Raw genomic sequence first — 19488 nt, forward strand, 5'->3', positions numbered from 1 at the left:
ACCCTCTCAGTACGGTAACCGCTTACCCGATTGCTATCGAGCACTTTGACAGTTCGAGGCAACGCAGTAGAGTCCAGTTCGGAAACCGGTTTCCGAGCGTACTCCCCCGATGGAACCGACGCCATGGAACCGACGCCGGCCGCAGGCCACAACCGACACCCGACGGGCCGGCCCCGGACAGGCCGCACACCTGGCGGCGTGGGCAGGGAGGACGGAATGCGCATCATCGTCACAGGCGGCTCGGGCCGCCTCGGCCGCAGCGTCGTCGCGGGGCTCGCCGCTGCCGGTCACACGGTGACGAGCATCGACCGGGCCCGCGCCCCTGTTCCGCCCGACGTCGACCAGATCGAGCGGGCCGAGCAGGCCGAGCAGGCCGAGCGGGCCGAGCGGGCCGAGCACGTCGAGCACGTCGAGGCCGATCTCCTCGACGCCGACGCCACGGCGGCGCTGTTCAGCCGGACCGGGCCCGACGCGGTCATCCACCTGGCCGGGATCGCCGTTCCCTTCAGCCGGCCGGAACGCGAGATCCTGCTGACGAACACGGCCCTCGCCTGGACCGTCCTGGAGGCGGCGGTGGCCGCCGGCGCCGGGCGCGTGCTCGTCGCGAGCAGCCCGACCCCGGTCGGCTACGGCGCGCCGGCGGGCTGGCAGCCCGACTACCTGCCGATCGACGAACGGCACGCACTCGCCCCGTGGCACGCCTACGCGCTGTCGAAGGTCGTCGTGGAGGAGACCGTGCGGACGTTCGTGCGCACGCGGGGAGCGACGACCAGGTTCGGCGTCTTCCGCCCGTGTTTCGTGATCTCGCCCGAGGAGTGGGAGGGAGCACCGACCCAGCAGGGCCACACCCTGGTCGACCGGCTCGCCGACCCCGGCCTGGCGGCGGTGAGCCTGTTCAACTACGTCGACGCCCGCGACGTCGCCGCCTTCGTCGTCGCCTGGCTGGAACGCGCGGAGGACGTCCCGAACGGCACCTGCTTCTTCATCGGGGCGGACGACGCCCTCGCGACCGAACCGCTGGCATCGCTCATTCCCCGCCACCTGCCCGGCTCGGAGCCGATCGCCGGCCGGCTCACCGGTCGGCAGCCGGCGTTCAGCAACCGGCTCGCCCGCGACCTGCTCGGCTGGCACCCGGCCTGGTCGTGGCGCACGGCGCTGGCAGACCCGCTCCGCGACGAGCTCGCGGCGCGTATCGGCGGCCACCCCCGGCCCCCCGCGAAGGAGAGTGTCCGTTGACCAACCCTGTCGCCTTCGACGGCATCCTGTTCTTCCCCGTCACCCCGTTCGACGCCGCCGGCGCCGTCGCTCTCGACGTCTTCGAGTCGCACCTGGCGGCCCGGCTGCCCTTCGGCCCGGGCGCGGTGTTCCCCGCCTGCGGCACCGGGGAGCTGCACGCCCTGTCGGCCGCCGAGGCGGGCGCCGTCGTGCGGCGGGCTGTCGACGTCGTCGCGGGCAGCATCCCCGTGGTGGCGGGCACCGGCGGCCCGCTCGGCCTGGCGATCGAGCTGGCCGGCACCGCGGAGCGGGCCGGCGCCGACGCCCTCCTCGTCCTGCCGCCGTACCTGGTGCAGGGCCCGCAGGCGGGGCTCGTCGCCTACGTGGAGGCCGTGCTCGCGGCGAGCTCCCTGCCGGTGATCCTCTACCACCGCGGCACGGCCCAGTACTCCCCCGAGACGGTGCGGCGCCTCGCCGCCAACCCGCGGGTCATCGGCTTCAAGGACGGCGTCGGTGACCTCGCCCGCGCGCAGGAGACCGTGCTCGCGGTCGCCGAGGAGCGCGCCGACGGGTTCGCGTTCTTCAACGGCCTGCTCACCGCCGAGCTCTCGCAGGCCGCCTACCGCGGCATCGGGATGCCGTTGTACTCCTCGGCGGCGTTCGCGATGGCACCCGAGGTCGCGCTGGCGCACTACGCCGCCTACCGCGCGGGAGACGAAGGGGCACGCCAGCGCATCCTCACCGTGTTCTACCGGCCGCTGGTCGCGCTGCGCGACGAGGTTCCGGGGTTCGCCGTCTCGCTGATCAAGGCAGGCCTGCGGCTGCGCGGGCTGGACGTCGGATCCGTCCGCCCGCCGTTCGTGGACCCCACGCCGGAGCAGCTTGACCGACTCGCCCGCATTCTGGACGCCGGTCTCACCGTCGCGGCCGCGGCCGACACCTCCCACGCCGACACCTCCCACGCCGACAGTGCCCACGCCGGCAGTGCCGCGGCAGCCGGCGGGGACGCTGCCGAAGCCGGCGGGCTTCGCCCCGAGCTGGTGCCGTGACGGCAGCGATCGCCTCACTGTCGACCCGGCTCGTCCGGATACCGCTGCGCCGTCCCTGGGCCGAGGACGTGCGGGACGTGTCCGTGGTGGTCGTCGAGGTCGTCGACACGGACGGAGCGACCGGGCACGGCTTCTCCTGGACGCCCGCCATCGGGGCCCGGGCCGTGCAGGCGTTGCTCGACCACGACATCCGGGCCTGGGCCGTGGGCCGGCCGGCCGCCCTCGCGGACTGGCAGGGCGCCGGGCCGGCGGACGACCTCGACACCCCGGCACCGACGGGGGCCCCGGGCCCGCCGCCGTCCCCGCCCCCGCCCCGGCAGCCGCGGCCGCGGCCGGACGACGACGTCGGCGGGGGCTGGGATGCGCTGTGGCGGCACCTTCACGAGGCCGGCGGCGGCGGGGTGACGACGATCGCCATGGCCGGTCTGGACCTGGCCCTGTGGGACCTCCACGGGCAGCGCACCGGTCGCTCCATCGTCGACGTCATCGGTACCCGGCGCCCGGACGCCGCCGTGTACGGCAGCGGGGTCAACCTGCACTACCCGCTCGCCGAGCTTGTCGCGCAGGCCGAGCGCTGGGTCGCCGCCGGCTTCGACACCGTCAAGATGAAGGTCGGCCGGCCGGACCTGCGCGACGATCTGGCGCGGGTGCGCGCCGTGCGGGAGGTCATCGGCCCGGAGCGCACCCTGCTGGTCGACGCCAACCAGCGCTGGAGCCTGTACCAGGCGGAACGCGCCGTGGAGACGCTCGCCGAGGCGGGCCTCGGCTGGGTGGAGGAGCCTCTGCGGGCCGACGACCTGACCGGGTACGTCGGCCTGCGCCGCATACTCGCCGGCGGCTGTGCCGTCCCGGTCGCGTGTGGGGAGAACCTGCACACGCGCTACCGGTTCCGCGAGTTCGCCCGGCTGGGGGCCGCCGACGTCCTCCAGCCCAACGTGGTGCGGGTGGGTGGCATCACGCCGTTCCTGCGGATCGCGCGGGACGTCGAGGCCGCCGGGCTGCGGCTGGCCCCGCACCTGCTGCTCGAGGTGTCCGGCCAGCTCGCGCTCGCCCTGCGGCAGGAGACCGCCGTCGAGGACGTCGAGGACGCCGGATTCGGTCAGCTCGGTGCCCTGATGTCCGACTCCCCCGTCTCGGTCGGTGCGGCCAGGGTGCGTTTCATCCCGGCGCCCGGCCTCGGCATCGCCTTCCGCCCGGCCGCCGAGCCGGCCGGGCCGCCCGGCTGAGAGCTGCGGCCCGACTGAGAGCCGCGGTCGGGCCGGGCACCGCGGTCGACCCGCCTGACCGGGCGGGGCACGGCGGGAGCCCGGTCAGGCGGTGATCTGTCAGGCGGTGATCTGTCAGGCGGTGGTCTGTCCGTCGACGACAGCCGCCGCCTCGTCGATGTCCACGGCCTCGTCGATGTCCACGGCCTGCCCCGTCGCCAGCGAGTGGTTGGCCGCGATTCCGACGGAGATCGCGCGGATCCCGTCCGTGAACGCGGCGGGCCGGCGCAGGGCGTCGCGCTCGGCGGTGACCCGGTGGAACAGATGCTCGAGCAGGTAGGCGTCTCCCCCGCCGTGACCGCCGACACCCGCGGGGATCGGTTCCTCCCGCGCCTTCTCCCAGTGTTGTTGCACGACGAGGCGGCATCCGGCGGGCCGCACCGCATTGCCGGTGTCGGCATTGCCGGTGTCGACGTCGACGGCGCTCGGGTCGAGTACGGCGTTCCCGTCCGCGTCGAGGACGACGGCGCCCCGCTCGACGACCTCCAGCTCGGCCCGGCCCAGGGTGCCGTTGACGGCGACCCGGTAGCCCTCCCAGGGGCTGTGGGCGTTGAGCGAGTAGCTCAGGCTCGCACCGGAGTCGTAGTCGACGACGAGCGCGAGATTGTCCTCGATGGTGATCCCCTCGTCGAAGACGTCGCGGTCCCGCAGGTAGCCGTCCGCCCGCTCGGTGTCGAGGTAGAGCGCCCGCAGCCGGTCGTCGCGGGTCAGATCGAGGGCGAACGGGTCCCCCGCCGCGCCGGTGCCGCGTGCCGGCCGTGGCCCGAGGCCGCGCTCGCGGGCGTTGCGCGCCCCGTAGAAGCGCAGGCCACCGGTGGCGTACACCCGTGTCGGCGCGGCGTCGATCCACCAGTTGACGAGGTCGAAGTGATGGGACGACTTGTGCACCAGCAGGCCGCCGGAGCTCTCCTTGTAGCGGTGCCAGCGGCGAAAGTAGTCGGCGCCGTGCACCGTGTCGAGAAGCCATTCGAACTGCACGCTCGTCACCCGCCCGATACGGCCGGAGGCGATGACCGAACGCAGCGTGCTGTTGCGAGGACTGTAGCGGTAGTTGAAGGTCGTCACGACGTCACGGCCCGAACGCCCGATCGCGGCGGCGATGCGCTCGACACCGGCCCGGTCGATGGTGAGGGGCTTCTCGACGACGACGTCCGCGCCGCCGAGGAGCGCGCGCGCCACCACCTCGGCGTGAGTGTGGTCGGGGGTCGTCACGATGACGCGGTCCACCCGCTGTTCGGTGATCATCCGCTCCAGGCCGCCGGGGTCGGCGGCGAGGTCGTAGCGGGCCGGCTCCGGCCCGCCCCGGGCGACGAGCCGGGCCTGGTAGTAGTCGATGCGCCCGGGGTTGGTGTCGGCCAGCGCGACGAGTTCGGCGACGTCGGAGTGCGCGCCGACGATCGCGTCGATGTACATCTGCGCGCGGTGCCCGGTACCGACAACGGCATACCGCTCACGGGTCTCCTCCGCTGACGGGCTCATCCGAAACTCCTCCTGTGTGGTCACGCGGGTGGACACGGCGGTCCCGCTGCCCGGGCAGCGGGCAGCGGGCAGCGGGAGTCTCCGGCGCGCGGCCGGCCGGGGCCGCGCGTCGGAGGGCTGTGCTGCCCGGCGGCTACCTGGCGTTCTCGACCTCGGTGGTGAGCTCCTTCAGGAAGCCGTTCGCGGCGTCCGCCGGCGTCGTCCTCTTGAAGAGCACCTCCTCGGTGTAGCGGGACACCAGGCTTTCGATGGCGCTGCCGCCGGGAGGAGTCACCGGCTCCGCGTCGCCCGGCTCGATGCGGTCGAGGTACTCGACAACCGCCTGGTCGGTCTCACCGAGCTTCGGAGTGATGTAGGCGCGGATCCGCTCGTTCGCCGGCACCCCGCGCTCGGTCTGCTGGATGTCGGCCGCCTCCTCGCTGTTGAGGAGGAAGTCGAGGAAGAGGGCGACCTCGGCGCGGTGCTCCGTGGTGGACGAGGCGGACCAGTACATCGACGGCTTGAAGTAGTAGGTGCCGCTGGTGGCGGCCTCCGGGTACTGCAGGAGCTTCATCTCCTTCCCCGTTGCCTTCGACAGCGCGGTGAGCTGGTTGTTCCACCAGACGCCCATGGCCGAACCGTTCGTGGCGGTGAACGAGGCGGACAGCCCGCCCTTCTGCTTCTCGATCGTCTCGGGCGGAGGAGGCGCCGCTCCGCTCTCGGTGAGGTCGAGGATCTGCTGCCAGAAGCTCGTCAGCGTCTCGGGCCTGATGACGACGTTGCCCGCGTCGTCATAGAGCTGGTCGCCGTGCGAACGCGCCCAGAGCCGGATGCCGCCGTCCTCGAAGCCCCAGGCCTGGGTCCCGTAGAAGTTCCCGCCACCGGCTGCGGAGATCTGCCTGGCGGTCTCGTTGAAGTCGGCCCACGTCCAGGTGGTGTCGTCCGGGATCTCCACTCCCGCCTGCTGGAAAAGGTCCGTGTTGGCGACCACCGCGTAGGCGTTGAGGCCGATGGGGACGCCGTACAGGCCGTCCTTGACCCGGCCGACGTCCAGAACCGTCGGATCGTAGTCGTCCGTGTTGAGCGTGCTACCGAGCTCGGAAAGGTCGAGCAGGGCGCCGCGGCTGGCGTAGGTGGAGATGTACTTCTCGTCCATCTGGACGATGTCCGGGGTGTTTCTCGCCGCGGTCTCGGTGGCGAGCTTGTCCCAGTACTCACTGAAGGCGGTGAAGGATGCCTCGATGGTGATGTTCGGGTGCTTCACCTCGAACGCGTCGATGATCTCCTGCGTGTTCGTGGTACGGGTGTCGTTGCCCCACCAGGTCATCGAGAGCGTGACGGGGCCGTCGGAGAGCTCTCCGGCGCCTTCCTCGGTCGAGTCCGCGGTGCCGCAGGCGGACACCAGCACGGCGGAAACCGAGGCGATGGATAAGGCGACGGCGGTTCTGCGAGTGACCTTTAAGTTCCTCATCTTCGTACCTTTCGTCAGGGCAGTGGTGGGGTCGGCTATTTCCCGCCGGTCGTGGCGATGCCCTTGATGAGGAACCGCTGGCCGAGGAGGAAGACGACGAAGACCGGGACGAGCGACAGCACGGACATCGCGAACATGGGGCCCCACGAGGTCGTCGAGGTCGCGTCCATGAAGGCCCGGAGCCCGAGCGGGACGGTGTACATCTCGGGCTTCGTGAGGTAGATGAGCTGGCTGAAGAAGTCGTTCCAGGTCCAGATGAAGGTGAAGACCGCGGTCGTGGCGAGCGCCGGGACCATCAGCGGGAGGATGACCCGCAGGAAGATCCGCACATGCCCGCAGCCGTCGATGCGGGCCGCCTCGTCGAGCTCCCGCGGAATACCCCGGATGAACTGGACCATGAGGAAGACGAAGAAGGCGTCGGTCGCGAGCACCTTGGGCAGGATGAGCGGGATGAACGTGTTCACCCAGCCAAGCTGCGAGAAAAGGATGTACTGCGGAACGATCACCACGTGAATCGGCAGCATGATCGAGACGAGCATGATCGAGAACCACAGGCGCCGGCCCCTGAAGTCGAGGCGGGCGAACGCGTACGCCGCCATCGAGCAGGCCACGAGGTTCCCGACGATGCAGCCCATGACAACGATCACAGAGTTGATCATGTAGGTGCCGAACGGGTTCGCCAGCGCCGACCAGCCGTCCGTGTAGTTCGAGGTCTCGAGGTGGTCGAGGACGATCCCCGGCTCGCGGAAGATCAGCTCCGTGGGCCGCAGTGAGGACACGACGAGCCACAGCACGGGATAGAGCATCACCAGCCCGGCGGTGATGAGACCCGCGTGCCGGAGCGCGCTGCGGACCAGGCTGCGGGCGGACCGGTTCCCGCGGGTACCGAAGGCCCCTCGCGGCGCGGCATCGTCGTCGTGGGGGTGGCGGGAGTTCGGCGACGTGCCCGCCGGCTCCGGGCCGGCGGCGTCGCGCACGGCGAGTGCCTGATTCTCAGTCATCGTAGAAGACCCAGTACTTGGAGGCCCAGAAGTTGACCGCGGTGAAGATCCCGACGATGACGAGGAGTACCCAGGCCATCGCGGAGGCGTAACCCATGTCGAAGTTCGCGAATCCGCGGTCGTAGAGGTACAGCGTGTAGAACAGCGTCGAGTCCGCGGGGCCGCCCGTGCCGCCCGAGACGATGAACGCCTGGGTGAACGACTGGAAGGCGTGGATGATCTGCAGCACCAGGTTGAAGAAGATGATCGGGGTGAGCAGGGGAATCGTGATGCTGCGGAACTTGCGCCAGCGGGACGCCCCGTCCACCTCGGCCGCCTCGTAGTACATGGTCGGTATCTGCCGCAGTCCGGCCAGGAAGATGACCATGGGAGCACCGAACGTCCAGACGTTCAGGATGATGAGGGTTCCCAGGGCGGTGTCAGGGCTGGAGATCCACCCCTTTCCCTCGATCCCGAAGACGTTGAGGAACTGGTTGAAAATGCCGTCCGCGCCGAACACCCGGGCCCACAGCACCGCGATCGCGACGCTCGTTCCGAGCAGCGACGGCAGGTAGAAGACCGACCGGTAGAAGGCGAGGCCGCGCACCCCGCGGTCGAGCACGAGCGCCAGCGCCAGCGCCAGCGCCAGCTGCAGCGGTACCGAGACGAAGACGTAGACGAACGTGACCGTGAGCGCCTGGTGCAGCCGGTCATCGGAGAGCATTCGCGTGAAGTTGTCGAGCCCCGTGAAGGTCGCCGGCTGAAGCAGGTTGTACTTCGTGAAGGACAGGACCAACGAGGCGATCATCGGCCCGATCGTGATCGCCAGGAGGCCGAGGAACCACGGCGACAGAAAGAGATAGCCGGCCCCGTTGTCCCGGTGTCTGATCCGACCCTTCCGCCCTCCCTTCCCCTTGGAGTTCCCCTTGGAGTCACCTAAGGAGCGGAGTTCGGTGAGTGCGCTCATGCGTCCCCACCGGTAGACGGGCGCGGACGCGCCGCCAGCCACGCCACTGCTGTCACAGCGAACACCTCCTGGCTCTTCGATAGCCCTTGACATTGGTCGACCGGACGTTTGCGGGCCACGCATCCACGCCCCGACGCCAGGTCGACATCTCATCAAGGAAAGCGCATTCCGCGAGTCCGTAATGTGTAGCATCAATCGTCGGCTATGGTCAAGAGACCGGTTTCTCGCGGTCCGGCGGGAGCGGGCCCCGCTCCCGGATCGAACGCGGATCGAACGCGGGCCCGGCGGTGCCCGCCGGAAAACCTCCACGAAGGGCACCGCGGTACGCCGCCGAACGGCTCGAGTCACCTACGCCCGACCACACGACGCCCCCACCGCACGGTGCCGTTACAGGGCGGTGCCGTTTACAGAGCGGTGCCGCTACAGGGCGACGGCCAGGCCCAGGCCGGCGCACGCGATGGCGACGCGCAGCGGAGTCTCCGGGAGTCGTCGCAGCAGTGCCGGCCCCACCCAGCCCCCTATCAGGCACCCCAGACCGAGCTGCCCGGCCGCCATCCAGTCGACCGGCGCGGCCAGCGCGTAGGCGACCGCGGCCGTCATGCTGGCCGTTCCGGTCACGATGTTCTTGACCGCGCTGGTCACCGGCAGCGGCTCACGGGTCGACAGCGACAGCACCGCGAGCATCAGAATCCCCGCCCCCGCGGCGAAGTATCCCGCGTACAGGCCCACCAGCCCGACGGCGAGGGCGAGCGGGACCGGCAGCCGGCCCTCGCCGCCCGCCGCACCCAGGCGCGCCACCGCCAGCCGACGCAGCGGGTCGCGCGCGAGGATCAGCAGGGAGCCCAGCCCGACGCACCACGGCACGACCGCCTCGAAGGCGGAGCGCGGAGTGCGGAGCAGCAGCGCCGCGCCGAGCGCACCGCCCACACCCGCGATGGCCATCAGGGGCAGCAGCCGGTCGCGCTGTCCCCGCAGCTCCGGCCGTGATCCGGCCGCGATGCCGATGGTGTTGGAGAACAGCGCCACCGTGTTGGTGACGTTCGCGGCCACCGGCGGCAGACCGACGGCGAGCAGCGCCGGATAGCTGACCAGCGAGGCGATGCCGGCGACCGAGCCGGTGAGACCGGCCCCCACACCGGCGGTCAGCAGCAGAAGGGCGGAGTCGACTCCCAAGCTTTTCGCCACCTGTCCTGGGCGCGCGAGGGCCCGCACGGCCCGGTTCGGTCTGCCGGGCGAACCGGTCGGCCGAGCGGTGCGGGCGGGCGGGCGGTTCGTTCAGCCGGGAAGGAGCTTGCCGCCGATCCGGCGCGGGATGCGGTAGGGGTTGTCGTCACGCAGCGCTCCGGGCAGCAGCGCACCCGGCGCGTTCTGGTAGGCCACCGGGCGCAGGAAGCGCTCGATCGCCGACGAACCGACCGAGGTGGTGCGGGAATCCGAGGTCGCCGGGAACGGCCCGCCGTGGACGACCGCGTGACCGACGTCCACACCGGTGGGCCAGCCGTCGAAGATGATCCGCCCGGCGCGGAGTTCGAGGGCGGGCAGCAGGCGGCGGACGTCGTCGAGGTCGGCGCCGACGGCATGCACACTGGCGGTGAGCTGCCCTTCCAGGGACCGCACGACCGTACCGAGGTGGGCCAGGTCGCGGCAGCGGACGACCAGGGCGGCGGGCCCGAACATCTCGTCCTGCAGGGCCGGGTCGGCCAGGAAGTCGTCACCGCCGACGGCCATCAGGACAGCCTGCCCCCCCGCCGCGCCGGCCGCGGCCCCGCCGCGCGCGACGATCGTGACGCCGCGGCGCGCGGCGGTGGCTGCCACCGCCGCCTGGTAGGAGCGGGCGATGCCCGCGGTCAGCATGACCGCCCCCGTGGTGCTGGTGACCGCCCGCGCGGCGGTGGTCACGAAGACGTCCAGACCGAGGCCGTCGACTCCGAGGATCAGACCCGGACTGGTGCAGAACTGCCCGGCGCCGAGGGTGAGGGAGGCGACGAAGTCCCGGCCGAGGCTCTCTCCACCGGCTGCCAGCGCGCCGGGCATCAGAACAACCGGGTTGACGCTGCTCATCTCGGCGTAGACGGGGATGGGGCGGGGCCGCGCGGCCGCCGCCCGGACCAGGGCCAGCCCGGCGGCGCGCGAGCCGGTGAAGCCGACGGCCTGGATCCGCGGGTCGACGACCAGCTCGGTCCCCAGCGTCGGGCCGTCGCCGATCAGCAGGGAGAACACGCCGTCGGGCAGCGCGTGCTCCGCCACAGCGGCCCGGATGGCACCGGCCGCCAGCTCGGAGGTTCCGAGGTGGGCGTCGTGTGCCTTGACCACGACCGGGCAGCCCGCGGCCAGGGCCGACGCGGTGTCGCCGCCGGCCACCGAGAACGCCAGCGGGAAGTTGCTCGCGCCGAACACCGCCACCGGCCCGAGCGGAATCCGCCGCTGGCGCAGATCCGGGCGCGCGGGCGGGGTCCGGCCGGGCGGTGCCTGGCCGGGCGGTGCCTGGCCGGGTTCCGCCGGGTCGATGCGGGCGCCGTGCCAGCTTCCCTCGCGCAGCACGTCCGCGAACAGCCGGAACTGGTTCGTGGTGCGGACGACCTCACCCGCGAGGCGCACGGGCGGCAGCCCGGTCTCCTTGCCGGCCCGGTCGACCAGCGCGTCGGTCAGGGCCGTGAGGTTGTCCGCGACACGTTCGAGGAAGCCGGCCCGCCGCTGCGGATCCGCGTTCCGGTAGGCGTCGAACGCCTCCTCCGCGAGCGCACACGCGCGGCGTACCTCGGTGGTCGTCCCGTGATGGCTGGGCGGGGCGAGCGGCCGGCCGGTCCGTGGGTCCACCGAGTGGACCTCGGTGCCGGTGCCGTCGACCCGCTCGGCGCCGATGAACATGCGGCCCGTCAGGCCGGCCGCGACGGAGCCGGCGGCACCCGCGGTGGTCGTCATGGATCTCCCTTCTGGAGACCTCCGGTGTCGGCGGGTCGCCGCCGCCGGAGGTTCGTGACCGCCGAGGGCTGGTGGCCGCCGGCGCTTCGTCATCGCCCCGAAGCCGTCAGGGTGAGGGGACGCGGTCCGGGGCGACGTGCTCGGCGAAACGCCGGATCGTCAGGTCCACCACCTCGGCGCCCGGCCGGGACCACAGCTCGGCGTTGAAGATCTCCACCTCGATGTCGCCGCTGTACCCGGCGCCGTCGACGAGGGCCCGGATTCGGCGGAAGTCGACATGGCCGTCCCCCACCATGCCTCGGGCCAGCAGGGTGTCCGCCGGCAGCGGAGTGATCCAGTCAGCCACCTGGAAGCTGGCGATCCGCCCCGCCGCCCGGCTGACCGCGGCGTCGAGATCCGGATCCCACCACACGTGGAAGGTGTCGATGACGACACCGACCGCGGCCGGGTCGAACTGTTCGGCCAGGTCGAGCGCCTGGGCCAGCGTCGACAGCACACCGCGGTCGGCGCAGTAGACGGGATTCATCGGCTCGAGGGCGAGGCGGACCTGACGCTCGCAGGCATAGGGCACCAGTTCGCGCAGGGCATCCGTGATCCGCCGACGGGCGGCCGGCAGATCCCGTGACCCGCCGGTCAGACCACCGACCACGAGCACCAGGCACGCCGCGCCCAGCGCGGCGGCCTCGTCGATGGCCCGGCGGTTGTCGTCCAGGGCGGCGCGGCGGGCCGAGCCGGACGGCATGGTGAAGAACCCGCCGCGGCACAGCGACGAGACTCGCAGCCCCGCGTCGCGGACGAGCTTCGCGCCACGGGTGACACCGAACTCCCGCAGCGGCTCGCGCCAGACCCCGATCGACTCGATGCCGGTCCGCAGGCATTCGTCGACCACCGCGGAGAGCGGGAGCCGGTCGACCGTCTTCTGGTTGAGGGAGAGCCGGCTGACCGGCCCGGCCACCCGGGTGGCCGGGAGCCGGCCACCGATCCCGATCGTCCTGGCCTCCGTGGCTGACAGCGCGATCACGCTCCTTGGTAAACGCTTTCCGTTCACCGTAGAGCCCAGCGGGCCGGCTGACAACACCCGTCCGCCACCCGTCGCCCCGGCAGCCGGGCGCCCCGTGCTAGAAAAAGGGCCGGCCTGCCGGCCTGTCGGCCGTAACCTGGGCTGGAGCAGCCGGCCGGGGAATCGCTGCCGCCAGAGGCCGACCCCTGCGTCTGGAGGCCGGCTGCGGGCGGCAGGCTCCTCCCAGGAGTGGGCCCGGCGCGGGTTTCGGACCGGTGCCGGGGGACGGATGGACGTGTGAGAGGGCAAGGACAGAGCCACCGGCAGTCCGCCTCGGCGACCCTGCAGGAGGTCGCACGGGCAGCCGGAGTGTCACTGGCGACGGCGTCGAGGGCGTTCAACGGCAGCGCCACCCGCACCGTGCGTCCGGACCTGCGCGAGCGGGTCCTCGCCGCGGCCGCGGAACTGAACTACACCCCCAACGCGAACGCCCAGGCCATGGCGCGGGGCACCACCAACCTCGTGGGGCTGGTCGTCCACGACATCGCCGACCCCTTCTTCGCCGCCATCGCCGCCGGCGTCATGCGCGCGGCCGACGAGCACGGCCTGATCGTGACGATGGGCAGCACGCAGCGCGAGCCGCTCCGGGAGGTCGAGTACGTCGCGGCACTGCGCCAGCAACGCGCCCGGGTCCTCATCCTCGCCGGCAGCCGCCTGGTGGACAGCGAGATCTTCGAACGGCTCGGCGCCGAGGTAAGCGCGTTCCAGGCGATCGGCGGTCAGGTCGCCGCGATCAGCCAGCCGAAGCTGCCGGTCAACACCGTGGTGGTCGGCAACCGTGCCGGCGCGGCGAAGCTCGCCGAGACGCTCCACGGTCTCGGCTACCGCAGGTTCGCGGTGCTCGCCGGCCCGAGCACCCTGCTGACGGCCCGGGACAGACTCGCCGGGTTCCGCGCCGGTCTGGCCAAGCACGGCTGTGTGGTGCCCGGCGACCGGGTGGTGCCCGGCGAGTTCACCCGCGACGGCGGCTATGCGGCCATGTCCGAACTGCTGCACCGCGGCACCGACGTGACCTGCGTCTTCGCGGTCAACGACGTGATGGCGGTCGGCGCGATGGCGGCCCTGCGTGACCACGGCCTCCGCCTGCCCGACGAGATGGCCGTCGCCGGCTTCGACGACATCGTCACGTTGCGCGATGTCACCCCGGGGCTGACCACTGTCCGGGTCCCGCTCGAGGACCTGGGCGCCTCCGCCCTGCGGCTGGCCCTCGAACCGCCCGCCGAGAAGCCCCGCCTCCAGCGCGTCCGCGGCGTGGTCGTCGTCCGCGAGAGCACCCCCGACCGCACCCGCTGACGCCTCCGCCCGCCCTCCGCCGAGAGCGAGGGCGGAGGGCGGGCGGTGGCGTGCGACCCGGACCGAACCTTGCGTGCCCTCCGGCTCCATCGTACAGTTTTGGAAAACGCTTTCCAAAGGGGGCAGGATGAGTGCTCGCTCGCTCGGTGTGGTGATGAACGGCGTCACGGGCCGGATGGGGTACCGCCAGCATCTCGTTCGCTCGATACTGGCCATCCGTGATCAGGGCGGCGTCGAGCTCGCCGACGGCAGCCGGGTCCTGCTGGAACCGACGCTGGTCGGGCGGGACGACGCGAAGCTGCGGCGCATCGCCGCCCGGCACGGCCTGGACCGGTGGACGACCAGCCTCGACGAGGCGCTGGAGGATCCCACGGCGGTCATCTACTTCGACGCGCAGGTGACAAGTGCCCGCGAGTCCGCCATCAAGGCGGCGATCGCGGCCGGTAAACACATCTACACGGAGAAGCCGGTCGCCGAGTCCGTCGCGGGCGCTCTCGACCTGGCCCGCGCCGCGCGGGACGCGGGTGTGCGCAACGGTGTCGTCCACGACAAGCTCTACCTGCCCGGCCTGCGCAAACTACGGCGCCTGGTCGACAGCGGCTTCTTCGGCCGGATCCTGTCGGTGCGCGGTGAGTTCGGCTACTGGGTCTTCGAGGGTGACTGGCAGTCCACGCAGCGCCCGAGCTGGAACTACCGGGCCGAGGACGGCGGCGGCCTGGTGATCGACATGTTCTGCCACTGGCACTACGTCCTGGAGAACCTCTTCGGCCGGGTCGAGGCGGTCACGGCACGCACCGCCACCCACATCCCGCAGCGATGGGGGGAGGACGGCAGCGCGTACACCGCGACCGCCGACGACGCCGCCTACGGGATCTTCGAGCTCGCCGGCGGGGTGATCGCCCAGATCAACTCCTCGTGGTGCGTGCGCGTCAACCGGGACGAGCTGGTCGAGTTCCAGGTGGACGGCACCGAGGGCAGCGCGGTGGCCGGGCTGTTCGGATGCCGCGCACAGCACCGCGCGAACACCCCGCGCGCGGTGTGGGACCCCGACCGGCCGGTGGCCCACCGGTTCCGCGACCAGTGGCTCGAGGTACCCGACAACCAGGAGGTCGACAACGGTTTCAAGGTCCAGTGGGAGGAGTTCGTCCGGCACGTCCTCGACGGCGCGCCGCACCCCTACGACTTCCTCTCCGGCGCCCGCGGGATCATGCTCGCCACGGCGGCGCTGGAGTCCTCGGACCTGGGCCGGCGCGTCCCGCTGCCGGAACTCGTGCCGTGAGCACCGTGATCCACCTGCCCGGGCCGGACGGGACGACGCAGCGACGCGTCCTGCGTGCGCCGACGGCCTGGCCACGCCCGGCCACGCCGCCGACCAGCCGGATCGCCTACGCCGCCGCGCATGTGGTCGCCGATCCGCTGGGGGGCAACGCCCCTGGGGCTCCCGCGGCGGTGGACTGGGACGCCACGCTGGCGTTCCGTCGGCACCTGTGGTCCTACGGGCTCGGGGTGGCCGAGGCCATGGACACCGCCCAGCGCGGGATGGGGCTCGACTGGCCGGCGACGGCCGAGCTCATCCGCCGCGGCGCCGCCGAGGCGAAGGCCTGCGGGGGCCGGATCGCCGCCGGCGCGGGCACCGATCACGCCGAGGTCGACCTCGCCGGGCTGGACGACGTGGTCAGGGCCTACGAGCAGCAGCTGGCCGTGGTGGAGGAGGCCGGCGCCACGGTCATTCTGATGGCCAGCCGCCAGCTGGCCCGGCTGGCCCGCGGGCCCGAGGACTACCACAAGGTCTACGGGCGGCTGCTGGAGCAGACCGGCGCCCCGGTGATCCTGCACTGGCTCGGTCCGATGTTCGACCCGACACTGGAGGGGTACTGGGGATCAGCCGACCTGGCGACGGCCACCTCGTCGTTCGTCGGCCTGGTGCACGACCACGCCGCCTCCGTCGACGGGGTCAAGGTCTCCCTGCTCGACGCGGATCACGAGGTGGCGCTGCGCCGGGCGCTGCCGCCCGGCGTGAAGCTCTACACCGGCGACGACTTCAACTATCCGGAGCTGATCCTCGGCGACGACGTGTCGGCGAGCCATGCGCTGCTCGGCATCTTCGCCGCGATCGCCCCCGCCGCCTCCGCGGCGCTGCAGGCGCTCGACCGCGGCGACCGTGCGGCCTACCAGGCGGCGTTCGCGCCGACTGTTCCACTGGCGCGGCAGGTGTTCGGCCCGCCGACCTACTACTACAAGACCGGCATCGCCTTCCTGGCCTGGCTGTGCGGGCACCAGCGGGGGTTCTGCATGGTCGGCGGCCTGCAGAGCGGGCGCAGCCTGCCTCATCTGGTCGAGACGTTCCGCCTGGCCGACGACGCCGGGCTGCTGCCCGACCCGGAGCTGGCCGCCGCGCGGATGCGCCGCTTCCTCACCGTCATGGGCGTGGAGGCACGGTAGGGCGGCACGGTGGGGAGACGCGGTGGGGAGACGCGGTAACTCGCGGACTCCCACCGCGGCGGAGTTCTCCCGGTGTGCCCTCCCGCGGTTTCCCGCCGGCGGACACACCGGGAGGACCAGTCAGCGGGGAAGCCGCTGCCCGGTCTGCGCCGAGAAGACGTGGAACTCCCCCTCGCGAATGCGCAGCCGGACCTTCTCACCACGGCGCGGCACACCTCTCGGAGGTATCCGTGCCACGATTCGCGTGTTCCGCTGCGCCTGCTCCAGCTCACCCGCCTCGGTGGCGGTGAGCGTGCCGTAGAGATAGGCGTCGGAGCCGAGCTCCTCGACGATGTCGACCAGCACGGCGAAGCCCTCGCCGTCACCGCACACCTCCAGCGCCTCGGGCCGGAAGCCGATGGTGATCGCGGTGGAGCCTTCGGTCGCCGCCGCCTGCACCGTCGCCCGGGCGAGCGTCACCACCGCACCGCCGACCCGCAGGCCGTCACCCTGCAGTGGCGCCTCGACGATGTTCATCGCGGGCGAGCCGATGAAGCTGGCGACGAAGACGTTGTCGGGCCGCTCGTACAGCGCGAGCGGGGTGTCGACCTGACACAGGCGGCCGTCCTTCAGAACGGCCACCCGGTCGCCCATGGTCATGGCCTCCACCTGGTCGTGGGTGACGTAGACCGTGGTAATGCCGAGCCGGCGCTGCAGGGACGCGATCTGGGTGCGGGTGGACACCCGCAGCTTCGCGTCGAGGTTGGACAGCGGCTCGTCCATGAGGAACACCTGCGGCTCCCGGACGATCGCCCGCCCCATGGCGACCCGCTGGCGCTGACCGCCCGAGAGCGCCTTGGGCTTCCGGTCGAGGTAGGGCTCGAGATCCAGGAGCTTCGCGGCCTCCCGGATACGCCGCCAGCGCTCCTCCTTCGCCACGCCGGCGATCTTCAGCCCGAAGCCCATGTTCTCGGCGACATCCATGTGCGGGTACAGCGCGTAGTTCTGGAACACCATGGCGATGTCACGGCTCTTCGGCGGGAGATCGGTGACGTCGCGCTCCCCGATACGGATCCTTCCGGAGTCCACGGGCTCCAGCCCCGCGAGCATTCTCAGTGACGTGGACTTGCCGCACCCGGACGGGCCGACGAAGACGAGGAACTCGCCGTCGGCGATCTGGAGGTCAAGCGTGTCCACCGCGGGTAACTCCCCGCCGGAGTAGTTCCGGGTTGCTTCGATAAACTCGACGGTCGGCACAGCGGCGCACCTTTCACCGGCAGGAACGTGCCGGACGATCCGAATGATGTGGCGCGGCCGGGGCCAGGATGAGCGCCCGGCATTTCGGCAAATATAGTTCGACCATATTCATCGGTCAACAGCCGTGCGGCGGCCTCCGCCGGCCCGTGGGTCAGATCCGCGCGGCTGCGGAAGAGCCGATCCAGAAAAGACGTGGCGGCCCGGCGAACCGGGCCGCCACAATTGCGACATCACTTCTCGGCGGGTGACGACCTACGAGTAGGTGATGAGGTGGCCGCGGACGCCACCTGGGTGAACGCCGGTGTCGAGGCCGTTGTCGTCACGGCCGCGCCGGCGGCAATGAGCCACCTTCCCCGCCGGCAGCGGGAGGTGCGGAGAGATAACATCCGATCTCCGTTCAGGAGGTTCGTTTCTTTCCGGGTGACGGAGTCGCGTCAGGCGTAGGTCTCGAACTCGGCGACCGTCGGCGTTCCGGTCGAGCCGGTGATCCTGAAGGTGATCTTCTTGAGGGAGGTGGCGGGCACGGAGATGACTCCGGCACCGTTTCCGGAGCGCAGAACGGCGCCGGTGTCGTGGTTGACGACCTGCCAGGATCCGATCGCGCCGACGGCCCCGGCCGCCTCACGAATATTGATCGTCGACACGGTCCTGGCGGAGCTCCACTTGATCGAGATCTCGCCGGTCGAGCCGCTCGGCGACCAGTGGGTGCTCAGGTCACCGTCCCGGACGTCACCGTAGCTCGTCCCGCTGGCCTTGCTGGACCCGTCGGAGCCGGCCCCGATGCTGAGGTTGGTCCCGCTCGGCGTGGTCGGCTGCGGGTTCGGGGTCGTGGGCTGCGGGGTCGTGGGCTGCGGGTTCGGGGTCGTGGGCTGCGGGTTCGGCGTGGTCGGCTGCGGGTCCGGGGTCACCGAGCAGTTGCCGTCCGACACCTGCAGGCCCGTACCGGCGCCCGCCGTCTGGCTCACGATGGCCGGCACGCAGCTGGCGGAGTCGAGGCTGTAGGAGTACGGAATGCTGACGGAGGTGTTGGAGACCGGGTTCGGGCCCGCGGGGTTGGTGTCACCGCCGGGGCTGCTCCACGTCACGTTGTCGAAGGTGTTGCCCGCGACCTGCCAGTAGCCGGCCTCATCGGTGTAGAAGGTACCCAGAACGTCCTTCGAGTCCTCGAAGTAGTTGTTCTCCACCTTGGCCCTGGCACCGGCCCGGGAGTTGATTCCCGACTCATGGAGATCCACGTAGTGGTTGTTGTAGATGTGCGCGATTCCGCCGCGCAGCAGCGGAGTACGGGAATCGATGTTCTCGTAGAGGTTGTGGTGGAACGTGATGTTCCCGTTCGTCAGGTCGCTCTCACTCGATCCGATGAGGCCACCCCGGCCCGAGTTGCGCAGGATGCTGTAGGACAGGGTCACGTACTGGGTGTTGTCCTTCATGTCGAAGAGGCCGTCGAACCCCTCCGACTCACCACCCGAGGCCTCGAGGGTGACATGGTCCACCCAGACACGGCGGACATCCGTCTCCATGCCGATGGCGTCCCCCCCGTTCGAGAGGGGCGAGCCGGACTTCTTGACGTTTCGGACAGTGACGTTCTGGATGATGATGTTGCTGGCTTCCCTGATATGGATGCCTAACTGGTCGAAGACGGCGCCGCTGCCGACTCCCACGATGGTGACGTTGCTGATCTGCTTGAGCTCGATCTTGTCCGCTGCCGTGCTGCAGCTGGAGCCCGAAACCGCGGAGGTGTTGCCGTGGTTGATGGTCCCCTGGACCTGGATGATGATCGGGGTGCTGCTGCTGGCCCGGCCGCACAGAGCCTGGTGGATGGCGGTACCTGTGGTGGCCAGCACCGTCTGCCCGCCCGCGCCGCCGGTGGTTCCACCGTTCTGGGTCGCATAGCCGGTGACGCCGCCGGTCGCCGCCGAGGCCGCCCCGGACAGCGACAGGACAGCGCCGGTCGCCGCCGCGACAGCCGTCGTGGTCAGCGCGGCACCGAGCCGCACTGCAGCTGATCGTTTCATTGTCGTCAGACCTTTCGTGGTAGGAATTGTTCGGATCCTGAAAGAACCATCTCAGGCCAGGCAGTCTCGGCAGGTCGTCAGGGAATCACCCCCCTACCGCCGTCGGGATCGCCGA

General features: G+C 71.2%; 15 protein-coding genes. 6 read left to right on the forward strand and 9 right to left on the reverse strand.

The window, feature by feature from the left end; translation table 11 throughout:
* Positions 1-216: 216 nt before the first annotated feature.
* The 3 genes from B207_RS0116335 to B207_RS0116345 are packed head-to-tail and all read left to right on the forward strand — an operon-like array spanning position 217 to position 3490.
* Complete coding sequence (locus B207_RS0116335; protein ID WP_018637634.1) at positions 217-1236, forward strand: NAD-dependent epimerase/dehydratase family protein; 1020 nt, start codon at positions 217-219, stop codon at positions 1234-1236.
* Positions 1233-2264 (forward strand): 5-dehydro-4-deoxyglucarate dehydratase, encoded by a 1032-nt coding sequence (locus tag B207_RS0116340; RefSeq protein WP_018637635.1) that lies wholly within the window; start codon positions 1233-1235, stop codon positions 2262-2264. Before B207_RS0116335 ends, B207_RS0116340 begins: the two co-directional genes overlap by 4 nt.
* Entirely contained in the window at positions 2261-3490 is a 1230-nt protein-coding gene (locus B207_RS0116345; RefSeq protein WP_018637636.1) for a mandelate racemase/muconate lactonizing enzyme family protein, read from the forward strand. The genes B207_RS0116340 and B207_RS0116345 overlap by 4 nt, the downstream gene beginning before the upstream one ends.
* 114 nt (positions 3491-3604) lie before the next feature.
* Here the strand turns inward: B207_RS0116345 and B207_RS0116350 are convergent, their stop codons facing one another.
* From B207_RS0116350 to B207_RS0116380, 7 genes are all read right to left on the reverse strand, one after another.
* Entirely contained in the window at positions 3605-5008 is a 1404-nt protein-coding gene (locus B207_RS0116350; RefSeq protein WP_018637637.1) for a Gfo/Idh/MocA family protein, read from the reverse strand.
* A gap of 133 nt (positions 5009-5141) precedes the next feature.
* Positions 5142-6458 (reverse strand): ABC transporter substrate-binding protein, encoded by a 1317-nt coding sequence (locus B207_RS0116355; RefSeq protein WP_026311120.1) that lies wholly within the window; start codon positions 6456-6458, stop codon positions 5142-5144.
* 35 nt (positions 6459-6493) lie between these two features.
* Positions 6494-7459 (reverse strand): carbohydrate ABC transporter permease, encoded by a 966-nt coding sequence (locus tag B207_RS0116360; RefSeq protein WP_018637639.1) that lies wholly within the window; start codon positions 7457-7459, stop codon positions 6494-6496.
* Complete coding sequence (locus tag B207_RS0116365; RefSeq protein ID WP_018637640.1) at positions 7452-8405, reverse strand: carbohydrate ABC transporter permease; 954 nt, start codon at positions 8403-8405, stop codon at positions 7452-7454. Before B207_RS0116365 ends, B207_RS0116360 begins: the two co-directional genes overlap by 8 nt.
* A 420-nt stretch (positions 8406-8825) precedes the next feature.
* Entirely contained in the window at positions 8826-9578 is a 753-nt protein-coding gene (locus B207_RS0116370) for a sulfite exporter TauE/SafE family protein (RefSeq protein WP_018637641.1), read from the reverse strand.
* Between the two features lie 102 nt (positions 9579-9680).
* The gene (locus tag B207_RS0116375) at positions 9681-11327 is read right to left on the reverse strand and encodes an aldehyde dehydrogenase (NADP(+)) (RefSeq protein ID WP_018637642.1); all 1647 of its coding nucleotides are present in this window, start codon (positions 11325-11327) and stop codon (positions 9681-9683) included.
* A 106-nt stretch (positions 11328-11433) separates the two neighbouring features.
* A complete protein-coding gene (locus B207_RS0116380) occupies positions 11434-12309 on the reverse strand; it encodes a sugar phosphate isomerase/epimerase family protein (RefSeq protein WP_051102556.1) in 876 nt (291 codons plus the stop codon).
* Between the two features lie 315 nt (positions 12310-12624).
* Here B207_RS0116380 and B207_RS0116385 point away from each other — a divergent pair, with 315 nt between their 5' ends.
* The 3 genes from B207_RS0116385 (at position 12625) to B207_RS0116395 (ending at position 16122) form a co-directional block, all read left to right on the forward strand.
* The gene (locus B207_RS0116385; RefSeq protein WP_026311121.1) at positions 12625-13680 is read left to right on the forward strand and encodes a LacI family DNA-binding transcriptional regulator; all 1056 of its coding nucleotides are present in this window, start codon (positions 12625-12627) and stop codon (positions 13678-13680) included.
* A gap of 127 nt (positions 13681-13807) precedes the next feature.
* Entirely contained in the window at positions 13808-14959 is a 1152-nt protein-coding gene (locus B207_RS0116390; RefSeq protein ID WP_026311122.1) for a Gfo/Idh/MocA family protein, read from the forward strand.
* Positions 14956-16122, forward strand: coding sequence for a dihydrodipicolinate synthase family protein (locus tag B207_RS0116395; protein WP_018637646.1), 1167 nt, complete (start codon positions 14956-14958; stop codon positions 16120-16122). Before B207_RS0116390 ends, B207_RS0116395 begins: the two co-directional genes overlap by 4 nt.
* A gap of 120 nt (positions 16123-16242) precedes the next feature.
* Here B207_RS0116395 and B207_RS0116400 read toward each other — a convergent pair whose 3' ends face one another.
* Both B207_RS0116400 and B207_RS0116410 read right to left on the reverse strand, forming a co-directional pair.
* Positions 16243-17358 (reverse strand): ABC transporter ATP-binding protein, encoded by a 1116-nt coding sequence (locus B207_RS0116400; protein WP_018637647.1) that lies wholly within the window; start codon positions 17356-17358, stop codon positions 16243-16245.
* Positions 17359-17792: 434 nt separating this feature from the next.
* Entirely contained in the window at positions 17793-19373 is a 1581-nt protein-coding gene (locus B207_RS0116410; RefSeq protein WP_026311123.1) for a pectate lyase family protein, read from the reverse strand.
* Positions 19374-19488: the final 115 nt, after the last annotated feature.

Origin of the sequence: Parafrankia elaeagni (assembly GCF_000374165.1) — a bacterium.
Lineage (GTDB): Bacteria > Actinomycetota > Actinomycetes > Frankiales > Frankiaceae > Parafrankia > Parafrankia elaeagni.

Bases quoted from the DNA above. Each gene is read 5' to 3' on its own strand.
- B207_RS0116335 (WP_018637634.1), top strand. From the start codon at position 217: ATGCGCATCATCGTCACAGGCGGCTCGGGCCGCCTCGGCCGCAGCGTC.
- B207_RS0116350 (WP_018637637.1), bottom strand. From the start codon at position 5,008: ATGAGCCCGTCAGCGGAGGAGACCCGTGAGCGGTATGCCGTTGTCGGT.
- B207_RS0116355 (WP_026311120.1), bottom strand. From the start codon at position 6,458: ATGAGGAACTTAAAGGTCACTCGCAGAACCGCCGTCGCCTTATCCATC.
- B207_RS0116360 (WP_018637639.1), bottom strand. From the start codon at position 7,459: ATGACTGAGAATCAGGCACTCGCCGTGCGCGACGCCGCCGGCCCGGAG.
- B207_RS0116365 (WP_018637640.1), bottom strand. From the start codon at position 8,405: ATGAGCGCACTCACCGAACTCCGCTCCTTAGGTGACTCCAAGGGGAAC.
- B207_RS0116375 (WP_018637642.1), bottom strand. From the start codon at position 11,327: ATGACGACCACCGCGGGTGCCGCCGGCTCCGTCGCGGCCGGCCTGACG.
- B207_RS0116390 (WP_026311122.1), top strand. From the start codon at position 13,808: ATGAGTGCTCGCTCGCTCGGTGTGGTGATGAACGGCGTCACGGGCCGG.
- B207_RS0116410 (WP_026311123.1), bottom strand. From the start codon at position 19,373: ATGAAACGATCAGCTGCAGTGCGGCTCGGTGCCGCGCTGACCACGACG.